This window comes from Actinophytocola sp. NPDC049390 (assembly GCF_044466355.1).
Classification (GTDB): Bacteria; Actinomycetota; Actinomycetes; order Mycobacteriales; family Pseudonocardiaceae; genus Actinophytocola.
On record NZ_JBITMQ010000005.1, the window covers coordinates 463,078 to 483,521 of the forward strand.

General features: G+C 72.4%; 14 protein-coding genes. 7 read left to right on the forward strand and 7 right to left on the reverse strand.

Translation table 11 applies throughout. The annotated features are described in order from the left end of the window. Window positions 1-223 precede the first annotated feature (223 nt). Complete coding sequence (locus ACIBVP_RS18505; RefSeq protein WP_396107347.1) at window positions 224-1,594, forward strand: hypothetical protein; 1,371 nt, start codon at window positions 224-226, stop codon at window positions 1,592-1,594. Here the strand turns inward: ACIBVP_RS18505 and ACIBVP_RS18510 are convergent. Then, a complete protein-coding gene (locus ACIBVP_RS18510; RefSeq protein ID WP_396107348.1) occupies window positions 1,575-2,672 on the reverse strand; it encodes a PucR family transcriptional regulator in 1,098 nt (365 codons plus the stop codon). The two genes, ACIBVP_RS18505 and ACIBVP_RS18510, sit on opposite strands and share 20 nt — an antisense overlap. A 340-nt stretch (window positions 2,673-3,012) precedes the next feature. Here ACIBVP_RS18510 and ACIBVP_RS18515 point away from each other — a divergent pair, with 340 nt between their 5' ends. The 5 genes from ACIBVP_RS18515 to ACIBVP_RS18535 all read left to right on the forward strand — a co-directional run bounded on the left by ACIBVP_RS18515 (window position 3,013) and on the right by ACIBVP_RS18535 (window position 10,257). Beyond that, on the forward strand, window positions 3,013-4,869 hold the full coding sequence (locus ACIBVP_RS18515) for a M6 family metalloprotease domain-containing protein (protein WP_396107381.1): 1,857 nt from the start codon (window positions 3,013-3,015) through the stop codon (window positions 4,867-4,869). Further along, entirely contained in the window at window positions 4,866-7,088 is a 2,223-nt protein-coding gene (locus tag ACIBVP_RS18520) for a M64 family metallopeptidase (protein WP_396107349.1), read from the forward strand. Before ACIBVP_RS18515 ends, ACIBVP_RS18520 begins: the two co-directional genes overlap by 4 nt. Before the next feature lie 130 nt (window positions 7,089-7,218). After that, on the forward strand, window positions 7,219-8,211 hold the full coding sequence (locus ACIBVP_RS18525; RefSeq protein WP_396107350.1) for an efflux RND transporter periplasmic adaptor subunit: 993 nt from the start codon (window positions 7,219-7,221) through the stop codon (window positions 8,209-8,211). Continuing rightward, entirely contained in the window at window positions 8,208-8,903 is a 696-nt protein-coding gene (locus tag ACIBVP_RS18530; protein WP_396107351.1) for an ABC transporter ATP-binding protein, read from the forward strand. Before ACIBVP_RS18525 ends, ACIBVP_RS18530 begins: the two co-directional genes overlap by 4 nt. A gap of 52 nt (window positions 8,904-8,955) precedes the next feature. Beyond that, on the forward strand, window positions 8,956-10,257 hold the full coding sequence (locus ACIBVP_RS18535; RefSeq protein WP_396107352.1) for an ABC transporter permease: 1,302 nt from the start codon (window positions 8,956-8,958) through the stop codon (window positions 10,255-10,257). On the opposite strand, the gene ACIBVP_RS18540 is transcribed toward ACIBVP_RS18535, so the two are convergent. Continuing rightward, window positions 10,244-10,591, reverse strand: a complete 348-nt coding sequence (locus ACIBVP_RS18540; protein ID WP_396107353.1) for an MmcQ/YjbR family DNA-binding protein — start codon at window positions 10,589-10,591, stop codon at window positions 10,244-10,246. The two genes, ACIBVP_RS18535 and ACIBVP_RS18540, sit on opposite strands and share 14 nt — an antisense overlap. Before the next feature lie 18 nt (window positions 10,592-10,609). Between ACIBVP_RS18540 and ACIBVP_RS18545 the strand changes: the two genes are divergently transcribed. Then, complete coding sequence (locus tag ACIBVP_RS18545) at window positions 10,610-11,197, forward strand: hypothetical protein (RefSeq protein ID WP_396107354.1); 588 nt, start codon at window positions 10,610-10,612, stop codon at window positions 11,195-11,197. Here ACIBVP_RS18545 and ACIBVP_RS18550 read toward each other — a convergent pair. From ACIBVP_RS18550 to ACIBVP_RS18570, 5 genes are all read right to left on the reverse strand, one after another. Further along, a complete protein-coding gene (locus tag ACIBVP_RS18550) occupies window positions 11,186-12,247 on the reverse strand; it encodes a glycosyltransferase (RefSeq protein ID WP_396107355.1) in 1,062 nt (353 codons plus the stop codon). The two genes, ACIBVP_RS18545 and ACIBVP_RS18550, sit on opposite strands and share 12 nt — an antisense overlap. Continuing rightward, a complete protein-coding gene (locus ACIBVP_RS18555; protein ID WP_396107356.1) occupies window positions 12,244-13,407 on the reverse strand; it encodes an amidohydrolase family protein in 1,164 nt (387 codons plus the stop codon). Before ACIBVP_RS18555 ends, ACIBVP_RS18550 begins: the two co-directional genes overlap by 4 nt. 70 nt (window positions 13,408-13,477) lie before the next feature. After that, window positions 13,478-15,499, reverse strand: coding sequence for a M14 family zinc carboxypeptidase (locus tag ACIBVP_RS18560; protein WP_396107357.1), 2,022 nt, complete (start codon window positions 15,497-15,499; stop codon window positions 13,478-13,480). A 133-nt stretch (window positions 15,500-15,632) separates the two neighbouring features. Further along, window positions 15,633-17,297, reverse strand: a complete 1,665-nt coding sequence (locus ACIBVP_RS18565; RefSeq protein ID WP_396107358.1) for a BTAD domain-containing putative transcriptional regulator — start codon at window positions 17,295-17,297, stop codon at window positions 15,633-15,635. Then, on the reverse strand, window positions 17,287-20,280 hold the full coding sequence (locus ACIBVP_RS18570) for a BTAD domain-containing putative transcriptional regulator (protein ID WP_396107359.1): 2,994 nt from the start codon (window positions 20,278-20,280) through the stop codon (window positions 17,287-17,289). The genes ACIBVP_RS18565 and ACIBVP_RS18570 overlap by 11 nt, the downstream gene beginning before the upstream one ends. Window positions 20,281-20,444: the final 164 nt, after the last annotated feature.

A 20,444-nucleotide genomic window follows, 5' to 3' on the forward strand; every position in this document is an offset into this window, starting at 1 on the left:
GGCCACGGGTAGGCTGGCAAGGCGGGTGGCCCCCGGGAATGGGTGGGGCTTGAGGTTACGTTCTGGGCGCGAGGTTTTCGCAGGTCAAGGGTGTCTTGTGGGGCCTTTCTGCCGTTCGGGGGCCTCGGTTGGGTTGACTGTTCGAAATTGTTCGATTTCGTCGTTGATTGTTTGCCGGGAACCGCGTTAAGTGGGTGATCGGTAACCGACAAGGAGGACGACGATGTCTTTCGACAGGCGAACCTTGATGCGGGGCGCGGCCGTCGCCGGGCTGGCGGGCGTGGCGTTACCCGGGGTGGCGGCCGCAACGGGCCTCGAGTTCCGGATCCGCCACCAGTACCGCCCATTCGACCTCATCGCGCCCGGGTTCGTGCAGTACGACGCACCGGCCCGTGCCGGTGCCGTCACCACCGGCGTGCGGCCCGTGGCCCCGTTCTGCACCGTGCTCGTGCGCTCCTCGGGAGCGGTCGCCGCGGGCCTGGTCGGGGACGGCACCGCCGTGCTCGGCCGGTACTCCGCCGGTGCCGCGAGCATCGAGGTGACCGTCGGCGGGACCACGACCGTGGTCGAGTCCGTGGCGGCCGAACTGCCAGAGGGCGCCGGATTCGCCGTCGTGGTCAACGAGAACGCGGTCACCGTGCTCGCGGACACCGGCGCGGGCTGGCGGCCGCTGCTCACCAACCGGGACGGCGTGCGCGCGCTCATCGACCTGCGCGACCCCCGCGTGCTGCGGGGCCTGAGCTACGGGTACGAGGGCGCGACGGGACAGGTCCGTGCCGGGTACTACGGCCAGGCCGGCGTGCGCGACCCGCACGTCGTGCAGTACGCCGACGGCCGCCCGTACATCCGCGACGGCAAGCTCTACCTGACGCTCACCAACGCCGGACTCGGCTTCTTCCAGCAGGCGCACTGGGGCGTGTGGACCCTCGACCTCGCCAACCCGACGCGGTTGACCCAGGTGGCGAACCTGTTCTTCGCCCGCGACGGGGTCGTGCTCGGCGACCACGCTGGGCAGATCGTGATCGACGGGGACGAGTTCGTGCTCGCCATGTCCTCGTGGGGCGACTTCAACTTCACCGGGGTGCACGTCCGGTACGTGCGGACCCGCGCCAACGTGCTGTCCGGCGTGCACGTCCTGCCGACGCGGCGGATGCCCCTGCCGACGGACGTCAGCTCCTGGGACCCGGCCATGACCCGCATCGACGGGCAGTGGCACGTCGCGTTCGTCGAGAGCCCCGCGCAGTCACCCGCGTTCGTGTTCCACCCGGCGCTGGCGCGCGGCCGGACGCTGGAGCGCCTGGCGCCGGTCGGTGCCGACCTGACGCTCGACCAGACCGAGGGCACGATCATCCAGCGGATCCAGGGGCAGTGGTACGTGCTCGCCAGCGACGGCGACGCCCGCGTGTACCGCAAGTACGACCTCGCCATGCGTCCACAAGGGACACTCAATGCGCCCTACGGCACGAACATCCCGCACCCCATGGTCTTCCGGTACCGCGACCGCTACTGGATGGTGACCTTCGAGGGCACCCAGTTCGCAGGACCCGTGCTCGGTTACGGCACCCACGGCGACTTCATCGTGATGACGGAGTAGGGAAGCGGCCGTGCAGGCGCGCGAGTTTCAGGCTCAGGTGCAGTTGCAGGCGGTCGTTGCCGTCCTTGAGGCTGGTGCCGGTCAGCGACTCGACGCGTTGCAGACGGTAGTACAGGGACGTGCGGTGGAGACGCAGGGCACTCGACGTCTCCACCGCACTGCCCGCCAGATCGAGATACGTCTCCAGTGTCTCCAGCAGCGGCACGTGTTCCGCCGACGACAGCAACGCCGCCACCCCGGGATGGATCGCGTCGGCGGACACGTGTGCCAGCATCCGGTACACGCCGAGGGAAGCCCACGTCGCGACCGGGCCCGCGGCCGGGACCCGCTCCGCGACCACGGACGCGTGCAGCGCCTCGGCGTACGACCCGGCCGCCTGAGCCAGCGACGGCCTCGGGTCGCCGACACCCACCACGGCGTCCGGGAACAGCGCCGGCACCTCGGAGAGCGCTATCCGGCCCGCGCACAGCAGCACCCCGTGATCCGCCCGGACCAGGTGTCGCGACGGGAACCGCTGCCGCGCCACCAGCAGTCCTCCCTCCATCGTTTGCCGGGGGCCGCGTACGACGAGCACCGTCACCGGCAGTGGTGGGAAACCGCTCTCCTCGACCAGCACCTGGGCGCCTGTCGGGTCGTCGCCCAGCAGCACGCCGGACACCGCGGCGAGCTCGCGTTGGGTGGTCAGCTCCGCGGCCAGCGCCTCGTGCAACAGCGTGAGCGCCAGGTCGGCCGCCGTCGCCGTCGCCTCGGCCACCGCCGACGACGGCATCGGTGGTTCGTCGATCAGCCACAGGAAACCCAGCAACCGCTCTCTGTGCCGGACCGGCACGCACACCCGGGGGAGAACCCCGCCGGACGCCGGGATGCGCAACGGGCCACGGGCCTCGAAGATGCCCGCGGTGCGGAAGTGGTGCCGCACCGCGTCGGCCGTGTGGCGGCGGAGGATCGAGTCGCGGCGGACGTCGTCCATCGGGCCGTTCTGGGTGCTGTACGCCAGCACGCTCTGAGCGTGGTCCTCCAGCAGCACCGGGCGGCCGATGCGGTGCGCAAGATCGTCGACGGCGGGCTGCGGGTGCATGCGACCTCCGCTTTTCGACAGGTGTAGGAGCCTACGCAGGACGTTCCCTACATCGGATCGATGATGTGGGTCAAGCGCGCGGCTAGCGTCCCGGTGTGTGACTCGCCGCCCTGCCCTCGTGGTGACCGCCCTGTTCGCCGCCGCCGCACTGACCGCCGGCATGACCGCCGGGCCCGCGCTCGCCGCGCCGCCCGCGGCACCGGCCCATCCCTGGCAGTTCGACCACTGGCCGCAACGGCAGCCGTGGCAGCAGACCGACGACTCCGCCGCCCGCGTAGCGGCCTCGGAGAGCGGTTTCCCCGCGCCGATCGACCCCCAGGACTGGGTCAACCCCGACCACATGACCTGGGAGAGCGACTACACGAAGGTTCCCGGCACCGACTGGGCCGACCCGTCGGTCACGGGATCCGTGCGGACCTTCAAGGGCGCGCTGGTGCTGCTGGACTACCCGAACCAGCCGTTCGTCGTGACGCAGCCGCAGGGCTCGACGGTGTTCGCGAACCCGAGCAGCGAAGCGCACGACATCCCACGCGACCAGGTCGCGCGGTTCTACCAGGACTTCCTCAACAAGCCGAACGAGCTCAACCGCGGCCACACCATCCACGAGTACTGGATGGAGGACTCCGGCGGCCGCTACGGCGTCGACCTCACCGCGTTCGGTCCGTACACCATGCCGGGCAAGGACCACGAGTACGCGATGGAGTTCCAGGAGGGCGCCGCCTGCCCGGCCGGGGACACCTGCAACCGGAACATCCGCACCGACGGGCGGGCCGCGTGGGTGGCTGACCAGGGACCCGAGGTGCCCGCGGGCTACGACTTCGTCTTCTTCCTCTCCGCCGGCCAGGACGAGTCCTCGACCTGGCAGGAGTTCGGCATGATGAAGTTCGCGACGCCCGACGACGTGACCGACGCGTTCGGCCCGCCGGACCCGGCGCTGCCGAACTGGTCACCGACCAGGTACGTCGACTGGACCTCATGGGCGTCAGGTTCGACCATCTGGCCCAACGCGGGCGGTGGCTCGTCGACGCAGGCCGAGAGCTCCGGCATGGGCGTGTACGCGCACGAGCTGAGCCACATCCTCGGCATCGGCGACAACTACAACAACCCGTACGGCAACCCGCCGCGCCGCGCCTACACGGGTATCTGGGAGATGCTCTCCCGCGGCTCGTTCAACGGACCGGGCGGCCCGCACAGCCGGTGGGTGATCCCGCCGACCGGCGGCGGCTCGATGGGCGCGCAGCACATGCTGCGCAACAAGATCGACCTGGGCATGGTCGACGAGCAGAACGTGCTGCGGCTGTCGCGGGAGGCGCTCGGCGACTCCGGCATGGTGATCGCGAAGATCACCGCGCGGACAGTGCAGCCGGGGCCGAAGGGCCTGTCGGGCGTCAACATCGCGATGAGCGAGGACCTGGCACCGGGCTGCGACCCCAGGCAGGACCCGTTCTGTGACGGCGGCGGCTACGACAACTACACGGTCGAGGTCGTCGACCGCATGGGCGCCGACTCCTTCACCCCGGACGCGGGCGTGCTGCTCGCCAAGACGAAGGACCAGGACCGCGCGCCGTTCGAATGGGTCATCGACGCCAACCCGCAGGACATCGGCATGACCGACTACGTCCTGCCGGACGGCACCGAGGTGCCCATCACGATCGGCGACTACCGGCAGCTGTCCGACGCGCTGTTCCACGCGGGCACGAACTCCGGCAGCGAGTTCGAGTACGTCGACGAGGCCAACCGCCTGCACTTCTACGTGCTGGACGTCAAGCGCGACCGCACGGGCGTGCTGTCCTACACGGTCGCGATCCGTTCGCTCGACGGTGCCGGGCCGCAGCAGCGGGGCGTGAAGGTGCTCCCGACGCTCGGCTTCGCCGACCGTGGCGGGCTTGCCACGTGTGAGTTCCCGCTGTTCAACACCGGCGGCGACGCCGCACCCGCCGGGACGCACCCGGAGGACGTGTCGAAGTACACCGGCGGCGACGTGTACCGCGTGTCCGCGTCGGTCACGGGCGACGGCTGGGCGGTCTCGGTGCCCAACGCGTTGACGACCGCGGACTTCGGCGGCCACGTCAAGGTTCCCGTGCACGTCAAGAAGACCGGCAGCGGCCCGGTGGCCACACAGGTCATGCTCACGGCGACGTCCGAGAGCGACCCGGCGAAGAAGGCCACCGCCGGCTGCACGGTGATCGGCCGATGAGGGGGCGGGCGGCGCTGGCCGCGATCGCACTGACAGCCGCGGTCGTGGCCGTGCCGCCCGCAGCCGCGGCGGCGCCGGGGGACGCGACGGTCGTGCCCGTCCAGGTGACCGGCGACCCGGCGAAACGGTTCAACCTCGTCGTCATGGGCGACGGGTACACGGCGGCCGAGCTGCCGACGTTCCGCGAGCACCTGGACAAGCACCTGAACGTGCTCTGGACGATCGAGCCGTTCAAGTCCTACCGCAGCTACGTCAACGTGTACGCGGTGGAGATCACCTCCGCGGAGTCCGGTGTGGACTGTGACCCCGGGCTGGACTCCGGAACCGTGGACACCCCGCTGGGCATGGGGTTCTGGGGTGGCTGCAACCCGAACAGCGTGCAGCGGCTGCTGACCGTCAACGGGACCGCCGCCAACCGGTACGCGGACCTGGTGCCGGGCACGACCCGCGCGAACCGGCAGCTGCTCGCGCTGGGCAACAGCGACACCTACGGCGGCGCGGGCGGCGCGAACGCGACCGCGTCCGGTGGCAACGCCATGTCCGCGCTGATCACCCCGCACGAGCTGGGGCACTCGCTCGGCGGGTTGCAGGACGAGTACGACTACTACGCGCGTGGTGAGCGCGGGGCGCCGTACACGGGCGGTGAGCCGTCGTCGTCGCACCACACGCTGCTGACCGAGCAGGACATGGCCGCACAGCAGCGGAAGTGGTGGCGCTGGCTCGGTGAGACCAGCGAGTCCGGCGGCCCGATCGGCCGCTACGAGGGCGGTCTGTACTCGGGCACGGGCGTGTGGCGACCGGCCGCGCACTCGATGATGAAGACGCTCGGCTACTACTTCGACCAGATCAGCCGCGAGCGGATGACGCAGCGGATCTCGGCGAAGACCAACATCCTCGCCGACGCGACGCCCGCGTCGGCACCGGTCGGGGCGGACCGCGTGCTGTGGGTCGAAACGATGTACCCGGTGTCCCATCAGCTCGACGTGACGTGGACGGTCGACGGTGCGGTCGCCGCGACCGGCACCCGTGACTTCGACCCCTCCGGCCTGGCGCCGGGCGTGCACGAGGTGACCGTGACGGTCACTGACCCGACCGAGTTCGTGCGCGACCCGGCCATCCGCGGGTCCGCCGCGCTGACGCAGCGTCGCACGTGGACGGTCGACACCGCGCTGACCACGCCGGACGTGCCGGTGCCGGTGGCGTTCACGGACTCGACGCCGACCGCTCGCCCGGTCGGCGGCGCCGACGTGGTGTACGCCGAGGCCACGCATCCGACGTCGGCGGTGCATGCGATCACATGGCGTCTCGACGGCACCGAACTCGACACCGGTGACAACGACCGTGCCGTGGACCTCGCTCCGCTGACGCTGACGGGCACGCACACCTTGACCGCGACGGTCGGGGCCGACGTGCGCACGTGGTCGGTGGACGCCACCGACCCGCGTGTGACGTACGAGCTGTCGGATCCGTTGCTGTCACGAGGTTCCTCCTTTGTCTACAATGGACCGTTCACGATGGGGTTGGACGGTGTCGACGACGTCCCAGGTTACGTCGTGCGCGAGTTCCGCACCGACGGCGACGGCTGGTTCAACTACTTCGGGTGGCCGACCGATCCGGACGCGCCGTTCCTGTTCACCCCGCAGGGCACGGAAATCGACGACCTCGTGTACGGAAAGCTAGGCGTGCCACGGCTTTCCCCGTGGGACGAGGTACCGACCAGTTACGGGACCCACACGATCGAGTACCGTTCGATCGACCCGAGCGGCAACATCGGCCCGGCGTCGGCGTTCGACGTGACACTGCTGCCACCACCGCCCGTGTGCACGACGACGATCACCGGACGGCACGACGGCCCCCTGGTCGTGCGGGACGGCGTGACGTGCCTGGACGGCGCCACGGTGCGCGGCCCGGTGACCGTGACCGGCGGCGGCGCGCTCGTCGCCACGGCCGCGACGGTCGGCGGACCGGTGAGCGCACGCGGGACCGTGACGCTGTTCCACAGCACGGTGGGCGGGTCGTTGACGGTCACGGACGTGCGCGGCGAGGTCCAGGTGCTCGGCGGTGCGGTCCGCGGCCCGGCGACCCTGACCGGAAACCGCTCTCCCGTCTTCGCCGGTGTCACCGTCGACGGGCCGCTGACCTGCACCGGGAACGCGACGGCGCCCGACGACCTGGACATCCCGAACACCGTGGGAGGCCCGTCGACGGGGCAGTGCTGACGCTGCTGTCACCAAAACCGATCCGCGTTCACACCCTGTTCGTGCGGTAGCGTGCCGCACCACCGGGCAACCTCGTGGCTTTCCGAGGCGTCATACCGGTCAGGAACGTTGATCAGGTCTGGGGGCCGCGTTGAAGCTCGTCCATGTCGGAGCACTGCTGTCCGTGCTCGTGGTGTCGGTCGCGTGCAGCACCACGGAGGCCGCCGCGCCACCGCCGAACCTCGCCGACCGCGGCACCGTGATGACCACGGTGACGCCGACCAAGCAGGACCTGACCAACTCGGTCAGCCTCGCGGGCACGGTCACCATGAGCCCGGTGTTCGGCGTGGTCGCGCCGGTCGCCGGGGAGATGCGGTACCTCGACGTCGAGGCGCCCGAGAGCACGCCGACGACACCGACGCGTGTCGGGTCCGTGTGGGCCGACGGAGAACCGCACTGGGTGGAGGTGCCCGCCGGGGCCACGTTCGCGGGGCGGCTCGTCGACGACAGGGCCTCGGTCACCGCCGGGATGCCGGTCGTGTCGGCGAAGCTCGGCGGGTACGGGATCGTCGCGGAGATCGAGAGCGACAAGGCCTACCAGATCGCGGACGGGCTCACCCAGGTGCGCGGGCAGATCAAGAACGGGCCCGGGCCGTTCCCCTGTGGGGTGCGCGGGACCATCGCCGCACTGCCCGCCGGGACCGTGCCCGCGCCGCCGCCCGCCGATCCCGCGCCGCCCGCCGGGGAGCAGCCGGGAAAGAGCGCTCTCCCACCGCCGCCGCCCGCGCCCGAGGAGGAACAGCCCGAACAGCCGTCAGGTTCCGAGGCGTCCGGGTTGCGGCTGGTGTGCACGGCACCGAGCGGCACCAAGCTGATCAACGGCGCGGCCGTGACGCTGGAGATCGTCACCCAGACCGCGGCCGACGCGCTCGTCGTGCCGGTCGAGGCCGTCGCGGGCGGGCAGGGCAAGGGACAGGTCGAGGTCGTGGCCGACGACGGCACCACGAAGATCGTCGACGTCGTGCTCGGGCTCACCGACGGCAAGGTCGTGCAGATCAAGTCCGGCCTGACCGGCACGGAGAAGCTGGCCGTGCCCGGGCCGAACCTGGCGCCCGCGACCGAAGAGAACCCGGGTGGCAAGTGAGCGAGCCGCTGATCCGGGTCACCGGGCTGACGAAGACGTTGACCGGCCAGGACGAACCACGCACGATCCTCGCCGGCGTGGACCTGACCCTCCACAGTGGAGAGAGCATCGCGGTGCTCGGGCGGTCCGGCTCCGGCAAGAGCACGCTGCTGTCCCTCATCGGGCTGTTCGACCGCCCGGACGCCGGGCAGTACCTGCTGGGCGAGCGTGACATCACGCGGATCCCCGAACGGAAGGCCGCCGCGCTGCGCAGTTCCGAGTTCGGGTTCGTGTTCCAGCGGTTCTTCCTGCTCAAGCACCTGACCGCGGCGCAGAACGTCGCGATGGCGCTGGTGAACGGCCAGGGCTGGCTGCCGCGCCGCAAGCGCAGGGCGAAGGCGCTGGCCGCGCTGGAGCAGATGGGGATCGGGCACCTCGCGAAGCACAAGCCGCCCCGCCTGTCCGGCGGTGAGCAGCAGCGGGTCGCGATCGCCCGCGCGCTGGTGCGGGAGCCGAAGATCCTGCTCGCCGACGAGCCGACCGGCGCGCTCGACACCGACACCGGGAACCTGGTGGTGGAGGCGCTCCGTTCCGCGACCGACCGCGGCTGCGGGCTGGTCCTCGTCACCCACGACCACGACCACGCGGCGAAGATGCAGCGTGTCCTGCACCTCGACCACGGTGTGCTGTCACCCGCGGGGGTGCGCGCATGAGCGGAGCCAGTCATGGGGCACCGTGGTTGCTCGGAGCCTGGGAGGAGCAGCCATGATGAGGCTTTCCGGCCGCTTCCGGTCCGCGCTCATCATCGGCGGGCAGGGCATCCGTGCCCGCAAGCTGCGCACGTTCCTGTCGATGATCAGCCTGTTCCTCGGCGTGCTCGGCGTCGTGGCCGCGCAGGCGGGCCAGGTGATCGCGTACCGCGCGCTGGTCGCGTCGACCGAGCTGACCATGGGTGTCGACGGCACGCAGCAGATCTACGTGCAGTCCGCCGAGAACACGGGCCGGCTCGTGATGGAGACCGTGGCGGGCCGCGACGACGCGGTGGCGCTGCTGGGCACCAACGCGATCATCGGCGAGCCGAACGTGCGGCCGATCAACGAAGGCGGCGCGCCGTTCGACGGCAGCGGTGGCGGTTGGGGTCCGTCGATGACGCAGTGCGACGCGCAGGGCAACTGCGTCGACCCCAACGAGGGCAAGCCGTCCGGGCAGGCGATCGAGCTGCGGGTCGTCGCGCTGACCGGCGACGTCCGGCAGTTCCGGCCGTTGCACCTCCGGTCCGGACAGTGGCTGGACTTCGAGGGCGCGCCGTCCATGGCGCCGCGGCTCGTGCTGAACGAGGCCGCCGCCAAGGGTTTCGCGATGTACCAGGTGCCCGCGGAGATGCGGTTCCAGGGCGCGACCGCGAACTCGACGCCGCGGATCACCGGCGTGGTCGACGACGGCAACAGCAGCCCGCAGGCCTACGTGCGGTCCGACGAGCTGCTGAACTGGATGCCGGTCGACGCGCTCGCCAACCCGATGTTCGGCAGCCCGGAGCTGCTGGCCGCGCCGACCGCGACCGACTTCATCGACACGCTGCGCAAGAAGGTGTCGGCGCTCGGCGACCACGACTCGTTGTACGTCAACACGATCCGCGCCGAGGACATGATGCCGGGCGAGATCCAGATGATGCGCTGGGTGTTCCTCGGCGTGTCGATCCTGGTGCTGCTCATCGGTTCGGCGGGCATCCTGAACGTGGGCCTCGCGACGGTCGGCGAACGCATCGAGGAGTTCGCGCTGCGCAGAGCCGTCGGCACCCCGAGGTTGCTGCTGGCGGGCATCGTGCTGGCGGAGACGTTGCTGACGGGCCTGTTGACCGCGGTGGCGGCGATCGGCGCGGGCATCGCGGGGCTGGCGGCGGCGGGCAGGCTCTTCGGTGACCGGCATCCGATGCTGGCCAACGTGACGTTCCCGTGGGAGGCGGGCGTGGCCGGTGTCGCGGCGGGGCTGATCGCGGGCGTGCTGGGCGGCCTGGTGCCCGCGGCGCGGGCGGCACGGATCCCGATCGCGACCGTCATGCGTGCCTAGCGTCGTACTCCCTGGCGACCTTCTTCGGCACGCACATGCGCCAGGCCTCGGTGACCAGCTCCCGCAGTTCGTCCTCGTCGATCGCGGCGAGGTCGACGTGGATCCAGCGGTAGCGCTGGTCGCCGACGCTCGGCATGGAGAACTTGTGCGGCTCGGCGGCGATGGCGGCGTCCCGTTCCTCCTTGGGAAAACCGCAGCCCATGGTCAGCTCGTCCCGTGACAACGCCACGTAGACGAGCTGGCCCACGTTGAACTTCACCTGGTCGCGGACCAGGCGCTCGACCGTGCGGGGCAGGCTCTTCGCGATCGCGCGCACGTCGTCGGCGGTCACCATGACTGCCATTATGGGCCCGTGGAGTGGGCTGAGGCGATCCGCGCGCTGGGCGGTACCCCCGTGCCGACGGAGTTGGCGGCGCGTTATGCCGAGCCACACCGGAAGTACCACAACCTGACGCACGTCAGGCAGGTGGTGCGGGACGCCGTCGCGCTGACCGAGGGGCGGGACCGGGCGCTGGTCGCGCTGGCGGCGTGGGCACACGACGTGGTGTACGACGGGCGGCAGGGCGAGGACGAACGGGCCAGCGCCGCGTGGGCACGGGCGAACCTGACGGCGGTCAGGTTGGGCGAGGAGGACGTGGCGCGGGTCGAAGGGCTCGTGCTCGCGACCGCCGAGCACACTGCCCCACCGGGGGACCGGACCGCGCAGGCGTTGCTGGACGCGGACCTGGCGGTTCTCGCCGCGCCGCCGGCGGACTACGAGCGCTACCGGCGGGCGGTGCGTGCCGAGTACGCCCACGTCACCGACGAGCAGTGGCGCGTGGGGCGGGCCGCGGTGCTGCGTTCGTTGCTGGACAAGGACCCGCTGTACCGGCTCGCCCACCACTGGGAGACCGCCGCACGTCGCAACCTCGCCGCCGAACTGGCCGCGTCAGAGGGTTGACGCGACCTCGGCCGGTGACGGCATGGCCGCGATGTCGCGTGCCAACGCCCGTGCGGTCGCCCGTTCCGGACCGTCGGCCAGCAACCGCGTCACCGCCGCGCCGATCGCGCCCGGGGTCTGCTCGTCGTTCGCCAGCGCCAGACCCGCTCCCGCACGCTTGATCATGGCGGCGTTGAACGGTTGGTCGGCGCCCTGCGGGAGAATCAGCTGTGGCAGGCCCGCGGCGAGCGTGCCCAGCACCGTGCCCGCTCCGCCGTGATGCACGACCAGGTCCACGTGCGCGAACACGGCGGCCTGCGGCACGAACCGCTCCAGCCGCACGTTCGGCGGCAACTCGCCGAGCAGCGACGGATCGCCCTCCGGGCCCACCGCCACCAGAACGTCCACGTCGTGCGCCGCGGTCTCCAGGACGGCCCGCCGGAGCACCTCGACCGCGCCGTACGCGACGGTGCCGAGCGTGACGTACACCGTTCGCTCCCGCGGCGGTTCCCACGACGGCATGGACGGCGCCCACGGGACCGGGCGGATCGATCGCCGTGACGACGGCACCGCGCCCGGGTCCTGGAGCGCGGTGGGCATCGGGTCGAGGTAGCCGCCGGACAGGGTGGGGTCGGCGCCCGCGATCTCGTAGAAGCGCGTGGTCGGCGGCAGCCACTGCCCCAGCCCGAACGCGACGGCGCGCACGCCGAACTCGGCGGCGACCACCGCCGCGCCGATGTCCAGGACCTCGTGCACCACGAGGTCGGGCCGCTCCCGCTCGAACACCTTCCGCAGGTCGGGCACGACGAGCCGTATCGTCGTCTCACCGAACATCCAGGCCACGAACTCCGGGCCGTGCGCGTCCGGGTGGTTGCGGCGGGTCTCCTGCTCGACGTCGTGCAGGACCGTGCCCTCGGCGACCCCGCGTTCCGTGCGCACCGGCAGCGCGTCGAGAAACGGGTCGCCGGTCGCCACCACCACGTCGTGGCCGAACTCGGCGCAGGCGAGTGCCAACGGCAGCATCGGGTACAGGTGCCCGTACGCGGGCAGGCTCGCGAACACGATCTTCACGCCACGATCCTCCCGCCGACGTACACCGCGCGCACGTCGCGCAACGCGGCCGGATCGGTGCACGGGTCACCGCCGACCACGACGAGGTCCGCGTCGAAACCCGGTGCCAGTCTGCCTTTCCGGCTCGCCAGCCCGCACACCCCGGCCGCCACCGACGTCACGGTACGCAGCGCGTCCAGCGGCGGCATGCCGATCGTCACCAGCTGCCCGACGGCGTGCGGCAACGGCGAATGCGGCTTCGGCGGGCCGACGCCGGCATCAGTGGCCGCCACCACCAGCGCGCCGTCCCCGACGAGCCTGCGCAGCGTCGCGATGATCGTGGGGACGCGTGCCATCACCGCCGCCGGAGGCGCCATGCCCTCGACCGGCACCATGCCGACCGTCGCGCCCACCACGACCTGCCGCGCCACGATCTCCGCCAGCAGGTCCGGGCGGTCGTCCACGCCGTCCGCCGACCAGAACGACGCGTGTTCGATCCCGTCGACCCCCGCGGCGAGCGCGGCGGCGATCGCGGCGCTCGCGTGCGCGTGCGCGGTGACCGGCAGCCCGTGCCGGTGCGCCTCGTCGACGATCGCGCGCAGCTCCTCAGCCCCGAACTGGGGCAGGTGCTGGTGGGTGCCCGGGGTGAGGGTGCCGCCGCTCGCCATGACCTTGACGACGTCGCACCCGCGTGCCACCCGCTCGCGCACCGCCGCCCGGACCGCGGCCGCCGTGCTCTCGACCGCGCCGCCGAGGAAGTGGCAGTGGCCGCCCGGCGTGGTGATCGGCGGCCCGGCCGCCACGATCGTCGGCAGGCCGGGGGTGTCCCGCAGGTCGAGGGAGAGGTAGTCGCGGTCGCCGAGGTCGCGGACCGTCGTCACGCCGCACCGCAGGCTCGCCAGCGCCGCGGCCGTCATCGCGGCACGCACCCCGTCGGGCGACCGGGCGGCGAGCGCGCCGACCGGGTCGGGGCTCGCGTCGAACCCGAGGTGGACGTGCGTGTCGACCAGGCCGGGCAGGACGGTCACGTCGCCGAGGTCGGTCACCTCGACCCCCGGCACGGCCGCGCCCACCGCCATGACGTGGCCGCCGTCGAGGACGACCAGCGGGTCGTCGACGAGTCGTTCGCCGTCGAAGAGCCGCGCGGCCCGCAGCGCGGTGAGCGGCCGGGTGGTGGTCATACCCGGTGAGTCGCGAACGGCCCGGGGAACGCGACGCTCCCCGGGCCATTCGTCCCTTATGGACGGCCGATCAGTTCTGTGCGTAGTCGCGCGCCACGCGCAGTAGCTCCACCAGGCCGTCCGCGTACTCCTGCGACTCGGCGTGCGCCTCGGGGAACGGCGGCTGGAAACCGACGCCCTCCCACTGGCCCGTCTCGGCGTTCCAGCGGTCGTTGCCGATCTCGAAGTCCCACGCGAAGACGCCCAGCTCGTAGTACAGCTGGTCGGCCGAGTTGCCCGCGGCCGAGTACAGGACGTCCGCGACCGGGCCCGTGCGCGACGGCCACGTCACCGTCCCGCGCGACGACGAGATCGCGCCCACGATCCGCTTCGCCGACGCCTGGAACAGCGCCGCCTCCTCGGCAGACGGCCTCGGCAGCGTCACCCGTCCGGGCATCGCGTACGCGCCGGGCGGCCACATGAAGTACCCGCCGTAGCTGTGCACGTTCATCGCGAACCGGATGTTGTCGTGCGCCTTCGCCAGCTCGACGACGTTCGCGGACTCCGCCTCGGACAGCTCACCGGTGCCCGCGTACGTACCGGACAGGCAGTTGGTGGCGGACGCGCCGGTGTACCCGTCGAACACGGAACCGACCGTGTAGTTCCGGTTGACGTCGACGCCCCACGCGTCGGCGTACCTCGGGTCGCGCCGTTCCCCGGCGCAGTGGTTGACCATGTTCTTGCGCTGGAAGTTCGCGTCGTTGAACGAGTAGTTCGCACCGTCCGGGTTGACCGTCGGGATCACGAACACCTCGACGTCCTCAAGCAACTGCCTGGTCGCCGGGTCGGTCGCGTGGTTGGCGAGCAGCCGCTCCGCGAACTCGAGCGTCACCAGCGGGGTCGCCCACTCGCGGGCGTGTTCCTGCGAGTACGCCAGCACCCCGATGCGGGAACCGTCGCGGTGCGCGCCGATCCGCAGCGCCTGCACGGTCCACGGCCTGCGGGACACGGACCCGTCGAGCCCGTCGTCCATCGTGACCGGTCCGGCCACCGGCATGACCTCGCCCGCCGACCCGTCCTCGACGAACGCGGTGAAGCGCTGCGGGAAGCGGGCGCTGATCAGCGCGGCGATCTGGTCGGTCGTGGAGATGACGGCACCGGTGCGGTCGGTCGCGAGCGACACGGTCAGCACGCGGTCGCGCCACGTCGCCCGCGCCGGCCGGTTCGGCCTGCCCGGGTCGACCGACCTGACCTGCCAGCCGTTGGGTCCCTGGTCACCGAACTTCGTGGACTCCACGACGACCGCCGCGGTGGCCGGGTCACCGAGGTACGCGGTGGCCGTGCGGCGGTAGCCCTGCGTCTTGTTCGGCAGGTCGACGACCTCGACCAGGTCCGGGTACTGGCGCCCGAGCCGGGCGATCCTGGCCTTGATGTCGGTCGGTGTCATGTAGGCGTCGATGAAGTCCTTCTGGTACCCACCAGGAAGCTCCGGCGGGGTCGCGCCCGGCCACGCGGTCGGCGTGATCGCACGGGAGACGCCGCCGAGGCTGGACGTCGCGGTCACCGTGACCGGTTTCGCGGGCAGCGCCTGCGGTTCGGCCACGTGGTACTGGTATTCACCCGCGTCTTCGAAGCGCTGCAACGCAAAGGAGCCCGTCGCGCCGTTCTCGGCGGTCCAGGCGACGGTGATCTCGACGTCCGGGTCGGCGACCGCGGTGGTGGCGACGAGCGTCTGCAGGAACGTGGTGCCGTCGGCGCTCCACCAGTTGGCGGACAGGAAGTGCAAGGTGTCCGCGCCGGCCGTCCGTGCGGCCCGTGCCGACTGCGCGTACCGGGCGGTGCCGTCGCCCTCGCGCTGGATCACCTGCACGGTCCTGGCACCGCGTGCGGTGAGCGCGTCGAGCTGGTCCTGGGTGACGACGAGGTCCACCAACAGTTCCGCGGGGCGCGCGGCGATGTCGGCGCCGCTCGCCACGAGCTCGTCGAACATGGACTCGGCGGGCAGCTGGACCCGTACGAGCGCGAGTTCCCCGGTGGACTCGGGGGCCGGGGCCGCGGTGGCCGAGAACCCGGCGGTCACAGTGGAGAGAACGAGTACGGCGGCGGTGACCAAACCCCATCCGCGTCTGCTACGTCGATGCTCTGCTCGATGGTTCGCTCCGCAAGCTCCACTCATGGACGCCTCCCAGACGGGTGAGTGACTGCGTGAATCATTCACCACGCTGGGCGCCAGTCAAGGCATCGAATCAAAAACACAAACCTGTCACCGTGTTGGCGTAGGCGCGCACGAGCGGCGGCACGGTGTACCGGCCGGACCCGTGCTGCGTCACGAGGTGCCGCGCGGCGAGCCGGTCCAGGCCGGGGACGGGTGCCGTGATCTCCTGCTGTGTCAACAACAACAGCGTGTCGCGGGACAGGTCCGCGCAGGACAGGTCCAGTGCCGCGCGCAGCCCGACCGTGGGGTCGCCGGGGACGGACAGCTCGGCGAGCACGTCCCCGCCGCGCAGCGCGTCGACGAGGTCGCCGACCGTCTGCTGGGGCCGCGCGGAGAGGTTGGCGGCGGCGATCCGCAGCGCGAGGGGCAGGTGGTCGCACAGCCGCGCCAGCTCGCCGAACTCCGCGTCGGCCGGGCCGAGCACGGTGGACAGCAGCTCGGTGGCGTCGTCGGGGCGCAGCGGGCCGAGCGTCACCCGGTGCACGCCGTGGGTCGCGACGAGCCCGCGCATGTCGTCGCGGCTGGTGATCAGCACCTCCGCCGGCGACGGCCCGGGCAGCAGCGGCCGCACCTGGTCGGGGTCACGCGCGTTGTCGAGCACGACCAGCATCTCGCGGTCGGCGAGGGTGGTCCGGTAGCGCGCGGCCCGCTCGTCCTCGCCGTCGGGCACCGGCACGCCGAGTGCCTGCAGGAACCGGGCGAGCACCTCGGTGGGCGGCAGCGGCGGACGCCGGTCGAACCCGCGCAGGTCCGCGTACAGCTGACCGTCGGGGAACTTCTCGCCCGCCACCACGCCCCAGTGCAGCGCGAGCGCGGTCTTGCCGACCCCGGCCGGGCCGACGATCGCGGTGGTGCCGCCGCCCAGCTGCGACAGTTCCGCGGCGCGCCCGACGAAGCCGGGCGACACGGGCAGCTGCCGCGGCACGATCCGTTCGGCCGGCGCGAGGATCTGCCGTTGCAGACGGCGAAGCTCCGCGCTCGGCTCCTCACCGAGCTCGGTCACCCACAGCTGCCGCACCCGCTGGAACGTCGCGAGCGCCTCGGCCTGCCTGCCGGTGCGGTGCAACGCCGTCATCAGCTGCCGCCACGGCCGTTCCCGCAGCGGGTGCACCTCGACCTGCTGGATCAGCTCGGCCACCACCGACTCGTGCCTGCCGCAGGCCAGTTCGGCGTCGACGGCGTTCTCCCACGCGTCGAGCCAGCGTTCGGTGAGCCGCTGCGCGGCCGCGGTGACCAGCTCGGTCGGCGGCACGTCGGAGTACGGGTTCCCCCGCCACAGCCCGATCGCCTGTCGCAGCAGGCGGGCCGCCGTCTCCGGGGCGCCGTCGTGCAGGGCCACCAGCCCGCGCCGCGTGAGGTCGTCGAACCGGCCGACGTCGAGCTGGTCGGCGGTCACGTCGAGGCGGTAGCCGTGCTCGTCGGTGACGAGGACCTGGCCGTGTTCGTCACCGATCGTGCGGCGCAGCCACATGACGTTCTGGTGCACCTGGGTGGTGGCGCTGTCGGGTGGCCTGGCGCCCCACAGCTCGTGCACGAGCTGGTCGACGCGCACGGTCTCGCCCGCGCGGATGAGCAGCGTCGCGAGCAGCGCCCGCCGCTTCGTCGACGCGATCGCGGCCCAGTCGGTCTCGGCGCTGTCGGTGGACACCGCCAGCTCGAGCGGCCCGAGCAGGCGGAAGCGGAGGTCAGCCGGCATGGCTCTGCACGCTCGCGAGGTGGCCCATGAGCGACAGCGCGGTCGCCGCACCCGCGTGGTGGCCGCTGCGTTCGCAGGCGGCGAGCGCGTCCTTCGCGTACCGGACGGCGTCGGTGTGCCTGCCGCGCGCGGCGGTGACGCCGGCGAGCGCGGTCAGCGACCACGCCTCCCGCAGCAGCAGGCCGTGGCGGCGTGCGGCGGCGACCGCGGTGCGGGCCCACACCTCACCGGTGGCGGGTTCGCCGCTGCGGACGTGCAGCCGGGCCAGGCCCAGCAGCGCGTCGACCCGCCCGGTGACGAAACCGGACGCGGCCGCCGCGGACAGGGCTTCCGTGTAGGCGCGGCGCGCTTCGGCGTACAGGTCGAGACCGCTGAGCGCGTCACCGAGGACGGTCAGCGAGTCCACCCGCACCTGGTGTTCGCCGCCGTCCCCCGCCAGCGCGAGCGCACGGTTGGCGTACTCGCGGGCGGTGGTGAAGCGGCCGGCGTCGCGGTGTCGGGCCGCGATCGTGCGCAGCACACCGGCCTGCGCGGCGTCCCAGCCGAGACCGGCGCCGAGCGCCAGCGCCGCGGTGTGCTCGGACAGGTCGGTCGGCAGCCCGGCGAGCAGGCGCGCCCACGCGAGCGCGTCGCCCACCACGCACTGACCGCGGAAGTCGCCCAGCTCCGTGTACAGCGCCAGCGCCTGCTCCTGGTGCGTCACGGCCGCCTCGAGAAGCCCCTCGTGTTGCATGGCGAGCCCGATGTTGTGCAGCTCCCGCGCCTCCCCGGCGCGGAACCCGATGGCGCGGTCGAGCGCGAGCGCCTCCGTGAGCACCCGCCTGCCCTCCCTCGGCCTGCCCAGCCCGACCTCGGCGCGGCCGACACCGTTCAACGCGGTCGCCTCGCCCTCCCCCCAGCGGGCGCGCCGCGCGAACACCACGGCCTCCGCGTAGTGGGCGCGCGCGTTGGCGTAGCGGCCCTCGCACCACCCGAGCAGACCGAGCGAGATCGCCATCGCGGACTGCCCGGCCGCCGAACCCTCCGCGACCGCCAGCGCGAGCCCGGCCCGTGCCGCCGCGGCCCAGTCGCCGCGGCGGGAACGCATCGAGAAGTAGCCGCGCAGCGCGTCGACGAGCCGCCACCCGCCGACCGCGACGAGGTTCGCCCGTTCGGCGTCGAGCCAGGCCAGCGCGGCGGCGCGGTCGGCGAACGGCACCGGCGCCGCCGGGACCGTCGCGCCCGGCACCCGGGCCATGTGGGGACTGACGAACGTGGCCGCGTGCAGCGCGGTGGCCAGGTAGTGGTCGGTGAGCCGCGCGCGTGCCGCCGGGTCGTCGGGCGCGAGGCCCACCGCGTACCTGCGCAGCAGGTCGTGACAGGTGAACCGGCCGCGGCCGGCGGGCTCGACCATGTGCGCGGCGGCCAGCCGGTCGAGCACGGCCGTGGCGGCGGGCACGGGCAGGCCGGCGAGCGCGGCGACGGCATGTGTCGTGAACTCGCGGCCCGGGGTGAGCCCGAGCAGCCGGAACACGTGCCGCGCGGACTCTGGCAGCGCCCGGTAGGAGGCGTCGAAGGCGGCGCGGACCGCGGCGTCGCGGTGCGCGAACCCGTCGAGGTCACCGGCCCGCAGCGCCTCGACCAGCGCGGACACCGGGGTGCGGGCGGCGAGCTCGCGTGCCGCGATCCGCAACGCGAGCGGCAGGTGCCCGCACAACGCGGCCAGCTCCGCCACGTCGGCGTCGGCGCGGCCGAGCAACGCGACGGCGGCGGCGGGTTCGAGGACGGGCAGGCGCAGCAGGTGCGCGCCGTGGGTCGCGGCGAGCCCGCGCAGGTCGTCGCGGCTGGTCACCACGACCATCGCGCGTGAGGGGCCGGGCAGCAGCGGCCGGACCTGGGCGGCGTCACGTGCGTTGTCGAGCACGACGAGCAGCCGGCCGCCCGCGACCCGCGACCGGTACAGCGCGGCCCGGCTGTCCTCGTCGTCGGGAACGGCGTCGGCCGGGACACCGAGGGCCTGCAGGAAGGTGGCGAGCACGGCGCCGGGTTCGGCGGGCGAGCCGTGGCCGTAGCCCCTGAGGTCGGCGTAGAGCCTGCCGTCGGGGAAGTCGTTCCGGCCCGCCCAGTGCCGCACGAGCGCGGTCTTGCCGATCCCGGCGGGCCCGGTCACCGCGACGACGGCGGGGCTGTTCTCGTCAGCGAGCGCGTCCAGCGCGGTCAGCTCCGCGGCGCGCCCGACCAGCTTCGGCACCTCCGGCACGAGGTGCGGGCGCGGTCTTCGCAGGTCGTCGTACAGGAGACGCAGTTCGAGCCCCGGCTCGATGCCGCTGTGGTCGACGAGGATCGTGCGCAGGCGCTGGTACGCGGCGATGGCCTCGTCGCGGCGCCCGGCACGGTCGAGCGCGAGCATCAGCTGGCGCCACGGCCGCTCCCGCAGCGGGTGGGCGTCGACGTGGCGTTCGATCTCCTCGACCAGGCCCGCGTGCCTGCCAAGGGCCAGGTCGGCCTCGACACGGGACTCCCAGGTGCCGTGCCACAACTCCGTCAACCGCCGACGGATGCCACTGACCAGCGGCGACGCGGGCACGTCGGCCAGCACGGGGCCACGCCACATGGCGAGCGCGGTGCCGAGGAGTTCGGCCGCGTGCTCGACGTCGCCGTGCTGGAGCGCCTCCCGGCCGAGCGCTGAGCGCTGTGCGAAGACCCGGGTGTCGATCTCCCCGTCGCCGACGACGAGCCGGTACCCGGGGCCCGCCGTGACGAGCGACTGCGCGTGGGCTTCGCCGAGCATGCGGCGGATGCGCAGCACGTAGCCGTGGATCTGGGTGGGGGCACTCCTCGGCGGGCGGTCGCCCCAGAGTTCGAACAGCAGTTGGTCGACGCTCAGGACGTCCCCGGCGCGGATCAGCAGCGCCGCGAGCAGCGCCCTCGGCTTGGCGGCCCCGATCGGGTGCCAGTGGGCGCCGTCGTGCGCGGCGATGTTGCCCAGCATGCGGTAGCGCACGGCCCCACCTCCCTCACCCTTTCTGACACCTGAGCGCGCTGTGAGGTTGCTTCCGACATCAGGTCTAGTCCCAATGCCGTTCAGTTAGGGCGTGGGTTGGGCTGTCAAGGGTCGGCTGGGGTGGTGATGTTGATGCTGATGGTGGCCTTGTAGCTGTTCCGGTC

Excerpts from the sequence above, each read along its gene's own strand:
- ACIBVP_RS18515 (WP_396107381.1), top strand. The coding sequence starts at position 3,013 with ATGACCTGGGAGAGCGACTACACGAAGGTTCCCGGCACCGACTGGGCC.
- ACIBVP_RS18520 (WP_396107349.1), top strand. The coding sequence starts at position 4,866 with ATGAGGGGGCGGGCGGCGCTGGCCGCGATCGCACTGACAGCCGCGGTC.
- ACIBVP_RS18555 (WP_396107356.1), bottom strand. The coding sequence starts at position 13,407 with ATGACCACCACCCGGCCGCTCACCGCGCTGCGGGCCGCGCGGCTCTTC.
- ACIBVP_RS18505 (WP_396107347.1), top strand. The coding sequence starts at position 224 with ATGTCTTTCGACAGGCGAACCTTGATGCGGGGCGCGGCCGTCGCCGGG.
- ACIBVP_RS18535 (WP_396107352.1), top strand. The coding sequence starts at position 8,956 with ATGATGAGGCTTTCCGGCCGCTTCCGGTCCGCGCTCATCATCGGCGGG.
- ACIBVP_RS18540 (WP_396107353.1), bottom strand. The coding sequence starts at position 10,591 with ATGGTGACCGCCGACGACGTGCGCGCGATCGCGAAGAGCCTGCCCCGC.
- ACIBVP_RS18510 (WP_396107348.1), bottom strand. The coding sequence starts at position 2,672 with ATGCACCCGCAGCCCGCCGTCGACGATCTTGCGCACCGCATCGGCCGC.
- ACIBVP_RS18565 (WP_396107358.1), bottom strand. The coding sequence starts at position 17,297 with ATGCCGGCTGACCTCCGCTTCCGCCTGCTCGGGCCGCTCGAGCTGGCG.